This window comes from Xanthomonas sp. LMC-A-07 (assembly GCF_030208825.1).
GTDB lineage: Bacteria > Pseudomonadota > Gammaproteobacteria > Xanthomonadales > Xanthomonadaceae > Xanthomonas > Xanthomonas campestris.
Genome location: NZ_JARVTF010000029.1, coordinates 1 through 10,914 on the forward strand (window position 1 = coordinate 1; position 10,914 = coordinate 10,914).

General features: G+C 67.4%; 12 protein-coding genes. All 12 read left to right on the forward strand.

Translation table 11 applies throughout. The features are described 5' to 3' along the window. The first annotated feature begins 514 nt into the window (after positions 1-514). The 12 genes from fliE (at position 515) to fliP (ending at position 10,670) form a co-directional block, all read left to right on the forward strand. Positions 515-886 carry a flagellar hook-basal body complex protein FliE gene (gene fliE, locus QRM89_RS21065; protein ID WP_014507679.1) on the forward strand — a complete coding sequence of 124 codons (372 nt, stop codon included), beginning with the start codon at positions 515-517 and terminating at the stop codon, positions 884-886. 13 nt (positions 887-899) lie between these two features. Next, entirely contained in the window at positions 900-2,627 is a 1,728-nt protein-coding gene (gene fliF, locus QRM89_RS21070) for a flagellar basal-body MS-ring/collar protein FliF (RefSeq protein WP_057672507.1), read from the forward strand. Between the two features lie 10 nt (positions 2,628-2,637). Continuing rightward, positions 2,638-3,627: a flagellar motor switch protein FliG gene (gene fliG / locus QRM89_RS21075; protein WP_011037091.1), complete on the forward strand. Its 990-nt coding sequence runs from the start codon at positions 2,638-2,640 to the stop codon at positions 3,625-3,627. Then, on the forward strand, positions 3,624-4,244 hold the full coding sequence (locus QRM89_RS21080) for a FliH/SctL family protein (RefSeq protein ID WP_285449087.1): 621 nt from the start codon (positions 3,624-3,626) through the stop codon (positions 4,242-4,244). The genes fliG and QRM89_RS21080 overlap by 4 nt, the downstream gene beginning before the upstream one ends. Then, positions 4,241-5,617: a flagellar protein export ATPase FliI gene (fliI, locus tag QRM89_RS21085; protein WP_012438339.1), complete on the forward strand. Its 1,377-nt coding sequence runs from the start codon at positions 4,241-4,243 to the stop codon at positions 5,615-5,617. The genes QRM89_RS21080 and fliI overlap by 4 nt, the downstream gene beginning before the upstream one ends. Before the next feature lie 3 nt (positions 5,618-5,620). Next, positions 5,621-6,076: a flagellar export protein FliJ gene (fliJ, locus tag QRM89_RS21090; RefSeq protein WP_011037088.1), complete on the forward strand. Its 456-nt coding sequence runs from the start codon at positions 5,621-5,623 to the stop codon at positions 6,074-6,076. After that, entirely contained in the window at positions 6,073-7,353 is a 1,281-nt protein-coding gene (locus tag QRM89_RS21095) for a flagellar hook-length control protein FliK (protein WP_115540244.1), read from the forward strand. The genes fliJ and QRM89_RS21095 overlap by 4 nt, the downstream gene beginning before the upstream one ends. Before the next feature lie 165 nt (positions 7,354-7,518). Further along, the gene (locus QRM89_RS21100; protein WP_016945280.1) at positions 7,519-8,061 is read left to right on the forward strand and encodes a flagellar basal body-associated FliL family protein; all 543 of its coding nucleotides are present in this window, start codon (positions 7,519-7,521) and stop codon (positions 8,059-8,061) included. A gap of 12 nt (positions 8,062-8,073) precedes the next feature. Beyond that, on the forward strand, positions 8,074-9,087 hold the full coding sequence (gene fliM, locus QRM89_RS21105; protein WP_011037085.1) for a flagellar motor switch protein FliM: 1,014 nt from the start codon (positions 8,074-8,076) through the stop codon (positions 9,085-9,087). Continuing rightward, entirely contained in the window at positions 9,084-9,422 is a 339-nt protein-coding gene (gene fliN / locus QRM89_RS21110) for a flagellar motor switch protein FliN (RefSeq protein ID WP_014507674.1), read from the forward strand. Before fliM ends, fliN begins: the two co-directional genes overlap by 4 nt. Further along, entirely contained in the window at positions 9,419-9,826 is a 408-nt protein-coding gene (gene fliO / locus QRM89_RS21115; protein WP_012438337.1) for a flagellar biosynthetic protein FliO, read from the forward strand. Before fliN ends, fliO begins: the two co-directional genes overlap by 4 nt. 1 nt (position 9,827) lies before the next feature. Beyond that, positions 9,828-10,670 carry a flagellar type III secretion system pore protein FliP gene (gene fliP / locus QRM89_RS21120; protein WP_076036903.1) on the forward strand — a complete coding sequence of 281 codons (843 nt, stop codon included), beginning with the start codon at positions 9,828-9,830 and terminating at the stop codon, positions 10,668-10,670. Positions 10,671-10,914: the final 244 nt, after the last annotated feature.

A 10,914-nucleotide genomic window follows, 5' to 3' on the forward strand; every position in this document is an offset into this window, starting at 1 on the left:
GCTTACAAGGACGTACTTGCAGCGTGTCCCGCGATGGTGGGCGGGCAAGGGCCCTACAGCCAAGCAGCAGACCAGCTGCTCCACACTTGATCTAACCGCACTACGTACTTGCAACGTGCACCCCGATGGTGGGCGGGCAAGGGCCCTGCAGCCAAGCAGCAGACCAGCCGCCACACACCTGATTTATCCGCACTACCGTACTTGCAGCGTGCGCCCCGATGGTGGGCGGACGAGGACCCTTCAGCCGAGCCACAGATCAGCCGCTCTTCGCTAGACAGGCGCGCGTCTTGCTGGACAAACCGGCTGAACAAACGCGCGCCCTGTCGACAAGGCCCGGCTAAAGAAGCACCCGACTCAACAGTAGGTACCCGCCTCGCTAGCGCAGAGAAAGTTGCGCCCGCGGATCACACTCAGCCCAACTACGGACACCCTCCCCGCCCCGGCGCCAGAAACCCGCCGCTGTTTCGGCACGCCGCTTGCATCGGTGTGGATGCCTCCCTGGCTGACCGCACCCATGAGCGACTCCGTTACCTCGATTCTTTCGCAGATCCGCAGCTACCAGACACAGATGGGCCAAGGCCCGATGGGTCAGGTGGCCGACGCTGCGCGCGGAAATCAGATCCAGGGACTGGCTGGCGCGCAAGGCACGCCGGCCACACAGGCACCGAGCTTCAGCGAGACCTTACGCGGCGCCATCGGCGGCGTGAACGAGGCCCAGCAGAAGTCCGGCGCGCTGGCCAAGGCGTTCGAAATGGGCGACCCCAGTGCCGATCTGGCACGGGTGATGGTCGCCTCCCAGCAGTCCCAGGTGGCCTTCCGCGCCACCGTGGAAGTCCGCAACCGTCTCGTCCAGGCTTATCAGGACGTCATGAACATGCCGCTGTAAAGGTTGACGACACATGGCCCTCGCGATCACCAAAGATTCCATGAACCAGAACGCCGAAAAGGCGGGACAGTGGTTCGACCGCATCCGCAGCATGCAGATCACCCGCAAGCTGACCATGATGGCGATGATCGCCCTGGCGGTGGCTGCCGGTCTGGCGGTGTTCTTCTGGTCGCAGAAGCCCGGCTACCAGGCGCTGTATACCGGCCTGGACGATAAAGGCAACGCCGAAGCGGCCGACCTGCTGCGTACCGCGCAGATCCCGTTCAAGATCGACCAGTCCACCGGCGCCATCTCCGTGCCGCAGGACCGCCTGTACGACGCGCGCCTGAAGCTGGCCGGCTCCGGCCTGACCGGTCAGCAGACCGGCGGTGGCTTTGAGCTGATGGAAAAGGACCCGGGCTTTGGCGTCAGCCAGTTCGTGGAAAACGCCCGCTACCAGCATGCGCTGGAAACCGAACTCTCGCGCACCATCGGTACCTTGCGCCCGGTGCGCGAGGCCCGCGTGCACCTAGCCATTCCCAAGCCCAGCGCGTTCACCCGCCAGCGCGACGTGGCCAGCGCCTCGGTGGTGCTGGAGCTGCGCGGCGGCCAGGGCCTGGAGCGTAACCAGGTCGACGCCATCGTCAATCTTGTGGCGTCCAGCATTCCGGACATGACACCCGAGCGCGTCACCGTGGTCGACCAGAGCGGCCGCATGCTCTCCATTGCCGACCCCAACAGCGACGCCGCCCAGCACGCCGCCCAGTTCGAGCAGGTGCGCCGCCAGGAAAGCTCCTACAACCAGCGCATCCGCGAGCTGCTGGAGCCGATGACCGGCGCCGGCCGGGTCAACCCGGAAGTCAGCGTGGACATGGATTTCTCGGTGGTCGAAGAAGCGCGCGAGCTTTACAACGGCGAGCCGGCCAAGCTGCGCAGCGAGCAGGTCAGCGACAGCAGCACCAGCGCCACCGGCCCGCAGGGTCCTCCGGGCGCCACCAGCAACAGCCCCGGCCAGCCGCCTGCCCCGGCCGCCAATGCCACCGCCGGTGCACCGGGCGCTCCGGCCGCTGGCCAGGCCGCCGCCCCGGCCGCGCCGACCGAAAGTTCCAAGAGCGCCACCCGTAACTACGAATTGGACCGAACCTTGCAACACACCCGTCAGCCGGCGGGCCGCATCAAGCGGGTGTCGGTGGCGGTGCTGCTGGACAACGTCCCGCGCCCGGGTGCCAAGGGCAAGATCGTCGAGCAACCGCTGACCGCGGCCGAGCTCACCCGTATCGAAGGCCTGGTCAAGCAGGCGGTGGGGTTCGACGCGGCACGTGGCGACACGGTTTCGGTGATGAATGCCCCGTTCGTGCGTGAAGCGGTGGCGGGCGAGGAAGGTCCGAAGTGGTGGGAAGACCCGCGCGTGCAGAACGGTCTGCGCCTGCTGGTCGGTGCGGTGGTGGTGCTGGCGCTGCTGTTCGGCGTGGTGCGCCCCACCCTGCGTCAATTGACCGGCACCGCTGCGGTCAAGGAAAAGCACAAGAAAGGCGGCAACGACGGCACCCCGCAAAGCGCCGACGTGCGGATGGTCGATGAAGACGACGACCTGATGCCCCGCCTGGAAGAAGACACCGCGCAGATCGGCCAGGACAAGAAGCTCCCGATCGCCCTGCCGGATGCCTACGAAGAACGGGTGCGCCTGGCCCGTGAAGCCGTCAAAGCCGATTCAAAACGTGTTGCACAAGTCGTGAAGGGATGGGTCGCCAGTGAAGCCTGATACACAATCGATGTCCGGAGTGCAGCGTGCCGCGGTGCTGTTGCTGTCGCTTGGGGAAACCGACGCGGCCGAGGTGCTCAAGCACATGGACCCCAAGGAAGTGCAGAAGATCGGCATCGCCATGGCCACCATGAGCGGCATCTCGCGCGACCAGGTCGAAAAGGTGATGGACGACTTCAACGGCGAACTGGCCGGCAAGACCTCGCTGGGCGTGGGCGCCGACGACTACATCCGCAACGTGCTGATCCAGGCGCTGGGCGCCGACAAGGCCGGCGGCCTGATCGACCGCATCCTGCTGGGCCGCAACACCACCGGCCTGGACACCCTGAAGTGGATGGACCCGCGCGCGGTCGCCGACCTGGTGCGTAACGAACACCCGCAGATCATCGCCATCGTCATGGCACACCTGGATAGCGACCAGGCCGCCGAAGCATTGAAGCTGCTGCCCGAGCGCACCCGCGCCGACGTGCTGCTGCGCATCGCCACCCTGGACGGCATCCCGCCCAATGCGCTGAGCGAGCTCAACGACATCATGGAGCGCCAATTTGCCGGCAACCAGAACCTGAAGTCGTCCAACGTGGGCGGCATCAAGGTGGCTGCCAACATCCTCAACTTCCTGGACACCGGCCCCGAACAGGGCGTGCTGGGCGAGATCGGCAAGATCGACGCCGACCTGGCCAGCAAGATCCAGGACCTGATGTTCGTGTTCGACAACCTGGTGGACCTGGACGACCGCGGCCTGCAGACGCTGCTGCGCGAAGTCTCCGGCGAGCGCCTGGGCCTGGCCCTGCGCGGCGCCGACGTCAAGGTGCGCGAAAAGATCACCCGCAACATGTCCCAGCGCGCCGCCGAGATCCTGCTCGAAGACATGGAAGCGCGCGGCCCGGTACGCCTGGCCGACGTGGAAGCGGCGCAGAAGGAAATCCTCACCATCGTCCGCCGCCTGGCTGACGAAGGTGCCATCAGCCTCGGCGGCGCCGGTGCGGAGGCGATGGTATGAGCGACGTGGTCACCCGCTGGCTCGCCCCCGACCTGCACATGGCGCCGGCACTGCCGGAAGCCGAATTCGACGAACCGGCGGTGTACGAGCCGGTGCTGCGCCCGCCGACCCTGGAGGAGATCCAGGCCATCGAGGACGCCGCCCAGCAGGAAGGCTTCGCCCGCGGCCATGCCGAGGGTTTTGCCCAGGGCCAGTCGGAAGTGCGCCGCCTGACCGCGCAGATCGACGGCATCCTGGACAACTTCACCCGCCCACTGGCACGTCTGGAAAACGAAGTGGTCGGCGCGCTCGGCGAGCTGGCCGTGCGCATTGCCGGCTCGCTGGTCGGGCGCGCCTACCAGGCCGAGCCGCAGCTGCTGGCCGACCTGGTACAGGAAGCCATCGATGCGGTTGGCAGCGCCGGCCGTGAGGTCGAGGTGCGTCTGCATCCGGACGACATCACCGCCCTGCTGCCGCACCTGGCCACCAGCAGCACTACCCGGGTGGCCCCGGACCTGACCCTGAGCCGCGGCGACTTGCGCGTGCATGCCGAAAGCGTCCGCGTGGACGGCACCCTGGACGCGCGCCTGCGGGCCGCATTGGAAACCGTCATGCGTAAATCCGGAGCAGGCCTGTGAGCGCCTTGTTGGGAGCCACCCCGGCCGATTGGCTGGATGCACGCAATCTGCGCCTGGCCACCCGTCTGGGCGGGCTGGGCCTGGACCCGGCCGCCGGCCGCACCCTGATCCGCGAAGGCATCCTGCGCCGCGCGGTGGGCCTGACCCTGGAAGCCACCGGCTGCGAAGCGCCGATGGGCGCCACCTGCAAGGTGGAAGTCGATGGCGGCTGGGTCGACGCCGAAGTGGTCGGTTTTTCCGGCGAACGCACCTATCTGATGCCCAGCGCCGAACTGCACGGCCTGCTGCCCAACGCCCGCGTGGTGCCCTCGCGGCGCCGCGGCGGCGTGGAAGTGGGCGAAGGCCTGCTCGGCCGCGTCATCGACAGCGACGGCACCCCGCTGGACGGCAAGGGCCCGATCCGCGCCGAAGGCAGCGTGGGCATGGCCGGCGTGTCGATCAACCCGCTGGCGCGCGAACCCATCACCACTTCACTGGACGTGGGCGTGCGCGCCATCAACGCGATGCTACCGATCGGCCGCGGCCAGCGCGTGGGCCTGTTCGCCGGCTCCGGCGTCGGTAAATCGACGCTGCTCGGCATGATGACCCGCTTCACCTCCGCCGACGTCATCGTGGTGGGGCTGATCGGCGAACGTGGCCGCGAAGTGCGCGATTTCGTCGAAACCACCCTGGGCGAGGAAGGCCTGCGCCGTGCCGTGGTCGTGGCCGCCCCGGCCGACCGCCCGCCGCTGGCCCGCCTGCACGGCGCCTACCGCGCCACCGCAATCGCCGAATGGTTCCGCGACCAAGGCCTTAACGTGCTGCTGCTGATGGATTCGCTGACCCGTTTTGCGCAGGCCCAGCGCGAGATCGGCCTGTCGGTCGGCGAGCCGCCCACCACCCGCGGCTACCCGCCGTCGGTGTTCGCCAAATTGCCGGCGCTGGTGGAACGTGCCGGCAACGGCGCCAAGGGCCGCGGCTCGATCACCGCCTTCTACACCGTGCTGACCGAAGGCGACGACCCGCAGGACCCGATCGCCGACGCCGCGCGCGCCATTCTCGACGGCCACATCCTGCTCTCGCGCCGGGTTGCCGACAGCGGCCTGTACCCGGCCATCGACCTGGAATCCTCGGTCAGCCGCGTGGTGCAGGACATCGCCGACGACACCTGGCGCCTGCGCATCCGCAAGCTCAAGCGCCTGCTGTCTGCCTACACCGCCAACCGCGACCTGATCGCCATCGGCGCCTACCAGCGCGGCAGCGACCCGGCCACCGACGAAGCGCTGGCGCGCTGGCCGGAAATTGTCGACTTCCTTGGCCAGGACGTGCACAAGGCGTCCGATCTGACCGACAGCCTGTCCGCGCTGCAGCGGCTGGTGGAACCAGAGAACTAACCGATGATGCAGTCCAAACGAATCGACCCGCTGCTGCGGCGCGCGCAGGAACAGGAAGACAAGGTCGCCCGCGACCTGGCCGAGCGTCAGCGCGCCCTGGACACGCACCAGTCGCGTCTGGAAGAACTGCGCCGCTACGCCGAGGAATACGCCAGCAGCCAGATGTCGGGCACCAGCGCGGTGGCGCTGAGCAACCGCCGCGCCTTCCTGGACCGGCTCGACAGCGCCGTGCTGCAGCAGGCCCAGACCGTGGAAAGCAACCGCGCCAAGGTGGAAGCCGAACGCACCCGCCTGCTGCTGGCCAGCCGCGAAAAACAGGTGCTGGAGCAATTGGCTGCCAGCTACCGCGCACAGGAGAACAAGGTGATCGAACGCCGCGACCAACGTGAGATGGACGACCTGGGCGCACGCCGCGTACGCCTGGCCCGCAGCGAAGACGCCACCGGAGAATCCGCATGAACCCCCTGTCCGCCTTTGCGGCCGGCCTTGGCGCACTCGCCAGCACCGGCAAGAAATCCAGCTACAGCGATCCCTCCTCCGAGCAGGACCCGGGGCAGGACCAGTTCGCGCGCATGCTCAACCCGGCCAACACGCCCAACCAGGCCCCGCCGCAGGCGCCCGAGCGCGTGCCGGCCAAGCAGGCCGCGCCCAAGCCGCCCGCCGACAAGCAACGCAGCGACGACGACAACAACGAGGACGCGCCGGGCGATGCCACTGCGCGCCCGCGTGCGCAGGACGGCGATGGTAAATCTGCCCAATCCGCCAAGCAGTCCACCAAGGAGCCGGCGGCCAAGGACACCAGCGCAGCCACTGACACCGCTAAGGCCAAGCCGGCCGGTGCAGACGGCAACGAAGAACCCACGGAGGTGACTGCCACCCCCGACGCCGCCTGGCCGCCGGCGGGCCTGGGCGGGTTCGGCATGAGCCTGCTGGCGGCAGCGGTACCGGGCGGCGATGCCCTGGCTGCAGCGGCCGCAGCACTGGCGGCCAGCATGAGCGCTGCCACCACGGCGACCACCGCCACGCCCATCCTGCCCACCGATGCAGCCGCACCGGCCACCACCGCCACGGCCGCCAGCGCCCTGCCCGCGTTGGGCGCGCTGGCACCGGCGGCGGCCACCGCCAAACCCGCCGCAGCCACGGCGCTCAGCGGCGAGCCGCAGGCCGCCGGGCTGATGAGCCTGGCCACCGCCGCACTGGACAGCTCGGCCGACGACCTCAAGACCGATGCGCCGGATGCGCCGGCCTTCGTGCTGCCGACCACCACTGCCTCCGCGTTGAACCGCCTGCAGGACGCCCCGGCCGTGTTCAGTGCCTCGCCCACCCCGACCCCGGAAATGGGCAGCGACACCTTCGACGATGCCATCGGCGCCCGGCTCAGCTGGCTGGCCGACCAGAAGATCGGCCACGCCCACATCAAGGTCACCCCGAACGAGATGGGCCCGGTCGAGGTGCGCCTGCATCTGGAAGGCGACAAGGTCAATGCCAGCTTCACCGCCGCCAACGCCGATGTACGCCAGGCGCTGGAGCAGAGCCTGCCGCGCCTGCGCGACATGCTCGGCCAGCAGGGCTTCCAGCTGGGCCAGGCCGATGTGAGCCAGCAACAGCAGAACCCGTCCGGCAATCGCAACGGTGCCGGCACCGATGGCAACGGCCTGAGCCTGGAAGACAGCCCGCCCGTCGGAATTCCGTCGGTGGTGCTGCGCCAGCGTGGATTGCTGGACGCTTACGCCTGATTCCCACGGGCCCATGGGCCCGATCGCGTCGCGCACCGCGGGCACGCCCCCGCCCGCGGTGCCCTCCATACCCCCGCAGCGCAAAGGCTGCGGGGGTTTTGGTGCATGCGGAAGACGGGCGCCAGGAAACCGGCGCGGTTTTGGCACGCTGATTGCATCCACTGGGTGAGCATTCCCCTGGAGCACACCGTGGCAGCCGCGAAGAAACCCGAAAAGACCGAAGAGAAAGACGAGAAGAAGAAGGGCGGCAAGAAGCCCATCCTGCTGATCGCCATCGGTGTCGTTGTGCTGGCGGCTGCCGGCGGCGGCGCCTGGTTCTTCCTCGGCCACAAGGGCGAAGAGAAAGACGGCAAGCACGCCGCGCCCAAGGTTGCCGAAGTGCCCAAGCCGGCGCAGTACTTCCCGATGGACCCGGCGATCGTGGTCAACCTGGCCGACCCCGGCGACGGCCCGCAGTACCTGCAGGTCGAAGTGCAGCTGGTCACCCGTGACCCGGAAGAACTCAAGCTCATTACTGAAAACGCCCCGGCCATCCGCGCGCATCTGCTGATGCTGCTGTCGCAGGTCAAGGCCGCCGATGTGGCCGACCTGCCCGGCAAGCAGAAGCTGCAGAAATCCGCGCTGGCCGAAGCGCAGAAGGTCATGACCAGCGAGACCGGCAAGAAGTGCGTCGAAGAACTGCTGTTCACCAGTTTCGTTACCCAGTAAGGCACCGTCCCCATGAGCGTCAGTGATCTGCTTTCCCAGGACGAAATCGATGCCCTGCTGCATGGCGTCGATTCGGGCGCGGTCAACACCGAGCCGGAGCCCTTACCCGGCGAAGCGCGCCAGTACGACCTGTCCAGCCAGGACCGCATCATCCGTGGGCGCATGCCGACCCTGGAGATGGTCAACGAGCGCTTCGCGCGGCTGTGGCGCATCGGCCTGTTCAACCTGATCCGGCGCTCGGCGGACCTGTCGGTGCGCGGCATCGACCTGGTCAAGTTCAACGAGTACATGCACTCGTTGTACGTGCCCACCAACCTCAACCTGATCCGCTTCAAGCCGCTGCGCGGCACCGGGCTGATCGTGTTCGAACCCACCCTGGTGTTCACCGTGGTGGACAACTTCTTCGGTGGCGACGGCCGCTTCCACACCCGCATCGAAGGCCGCGAATTCACCGCCACCGAGATGCGCGTGATCCAGCTGATGCTCAAGCAGACCTTTGCCGATCTGAAGGAAGCCTGGGCGCCGGTGATGGATGTGGACTTCGAGTACATCAACTCGGAGATCAACCCGCACTTCGCCAACATCGTCACCCCGCGCGAATACGTGGTGGTGTGCCGCTTCCACGTAGAACTGGAAGGTGGCGGCGGCGAAATCCACATCACCCTGCCGTACTCGATGCTGGAGCCGATCCGCGAACTGCTCGACGCCGGCATCCAGAGCGACCGCAACGACCGCGACGATTCGTGGAACGTGATGCTGCGCGAGCAGCTGGACACCGCCGAGGTCACCCTCTCCAGCGTGCTGGCCAGCAAGCGCATGAGCCTGCGCCAGCTTACCGGCCTGAAGATCGGCGACATCCTGCCGATCGATCTGCCCGCCCAGGTGCCGCTGTGCGTGGAAGAAATCCCTTTGTTTACCGGTGAATTCGGCGTTTCCAACGGCAACAACGCCGTCAAGATCACCGCCGTACGCCCGCCCGGCGTGCAAGCCCCACGCGCCGTTCCCTCCCAGGACTCCAGCAAATGATCAACTCCGACATCCTCGACGCCGCGCCCGCCACCTTCGAAAGCCTGCACGCCGAGCACGACCAGAACGCCACCGACCTCAACCTGGACGTCATCCTGGACGTGCCGGTCACCCTGTCGCTGGAAGTCGGCCGCGCGCGCATTCCGATCCGCAATCTGCTGCAGCTCAACCAGGGCTCGGTGGTGGAACTGGAACGTGGCGCCGGCGAGCCGCTGGACGTGTACGTCAACGGCACCTTGATCGCGCATGGCGAAGTGGTGGTGATCAACGACCGCTTCGGCATCCGCCTGACCGACGTGGTCAGCCCCAGCGAACGGATCCGGAGGCTGCGGTGATCGGCCTGCTGGCCATTGCCGCGCCCGCCGCGGCCAAGGCCACCCAGGTCGGCGCGCAGGCGCCCTCTTCACCCGGCCTGTTTGGCGCGGTCTTTGCATTGCTGTTGGTGCTCGCGCTGATCGTCGGCCTGGGCTGGTTGCTCAAGCGCATGCCCGGCAGCGGATTCCGCAGCACCGAGGGCTTGCGGGTGGTCACCAGCCTGGCGGTGGGTGCCAAGGAACGCGTGGTGGTGGTGGAGGTCAACGGCCAGCAATTGCTGCTGGGCGTGACCGCCGGCGGCATCAGCACCTTGCACACCCTGGCCGAACCACTGCCGCCCACGCCTGCACCCACCCTGCCCAATTTCAAGCAACTTCCCAATTTCGCCCAGCTGCTCGCACAGAAGCTGCGCAAGGACCCGTGACATGTTCAGTCGTTGGAATCGCTGGGGGCGCAGTGTGCGCCTGGTGTTGATCCTGCTGGTGATGAGCTGCCCGCTGCTGGCCAGCGCCACGCCCGCGGCCCTGCCGGCCATGGCCCAGGCCGCCGCGCCTGCCGCCGCACCGGCGGCGCCGGCCACCGGCAATCAGGTCCCCACCTTGCCCAACGTCAGCGTTGGCCGCATCGGCGACCAACCGGTGAGCCTGCCGCTGCAGACACTGCTGCTGATGACGGCGATCACGCTGCTGCCGTCGATGCTGCTGGTGCTCACCGCCTTCACCCGCATCACCATCGTGCTGGGCCTGTTGCGCCAGGCGCTGGGCACCGGCCAGACCCCCTCCAACCAGGTACTGCTGGGGCTGGCGATGTTCCTGACCGCGCTGGTGATGATGCCGGTGTGGCAAAAGATGTGGGGCGCCGGCCTGCAGCCGTACCTCAACAACCAGATCGATTTCTCCACCGCCTGGACGCTGACCACCCAGCCGCTGCGCGCCTTCATGCTGGCGCAGATCCGCGAGACCGACCTGATGACCTTCGCGGGCATGGCCGGCGACGGCAAGTACGCCGGCCCGGACGCGGTGCCGTTCCCGGTGCTGGTGGCGTCGTTTGTGACCAGCGAGCTGAAGACGGCATTCGAGATCGGGTTTCTGATCTTCATTCCGTTCGTGATCATCGATCTGGTGGTCGCCAGCGTGTTGATGTCGATGGGCATGATGATGCTGTCGCCGATGTTGATCTCGGCACCGTTCAAGATCTTGTTGTTCATCCTGGTGGATGGGTGGGTGTTGGTGGTGGGCACGCTGGCGGCGAGCTTTAACGCGTCGTAGGGGTGGGCGCGCGTTGCGCGTGGTAGCACGGTCCTAGTGACTGAGTTTCCGCACGGCAACGCTGCACTGCTCAACCATCGGCTCCGCTTGCCGCTTGCCGCTTGCCGCTTGCCGTTTGTTGCTTGTGCTTGTTGCTTCGCCTTCGCCTTCGCTTTGGCTTTGGCTTTGGCTTTGGCTTTCAGCTTCTCCGGGGCCCCATACCGCAGCGGCAGGCCATTCGGGGCAAACCCCGCAGGGGCGGCGC

Excerpts from the sequence above, each read along its gene's own strand:
- fliM (WP_011037085.1), top strand. The coding sequence starts at position 8,074 with ATGAGCGTCAGTGATCTGCTTTCCCAGGACGAAATCGATGCCCTGCTG.
- fliN (WP_014507674.1), top strand. The coding sequence starts at position 9,084 with ATGATCAACTCCGACATCCTCGACGCCGCGCCCGCCACCTTCGAAAGC.
- fliG (WP_011037091.1), top strand. The coding sequence starts at position 2,638 with ATGTCCGGAGTGCAGCGTGCCGCGGTGCTGTTGCTGTCGCTTGGGGAA.
- fliF (WP_057672507.1), top strand. The coding sequence starts at position 900 with ATGGCCCTCGCGATCACCAAAGATTCCATGAACCAGAACGCCGAAAAG.
- QRM89_RS21095 (WP_115540244.1), top strand. The coding sequence starts at position 6,073 with ATGAACCCCCTGTCCGCCTTTGCGGCCGGCCTTGGCGCACTCGCCAGC.
- fliJ (WP_011037088.1), top strand. The coding sequence starts at position 5,621 with ATGATGCAGTCCAAACGAATCGACCCGCTGCTGCGGCGCGCGCAGGAA.
- fliE (WP_014507679.1), top strand. The coding sequence starts at position 515 with ATGAGCGACTCCGTTACCTCGATTCTTTCGCAGATCCGCAGCTACCAG.
- fliP (WP_076036903.1), top strand. The coding sequence starts at position 9,828 with ATGTTCAGTCGTTGGAATCGCTGGGGGCGCAGTGTGCGCCTGGTGTTG.
- QRM89_RS21080 (WP_285449087.1), top strand. The coding sequence starts at position 3,624 with ATGAGCGACGTGGTCACCCGCTGGCTCGCCCCCGACCTGCACATGGCG.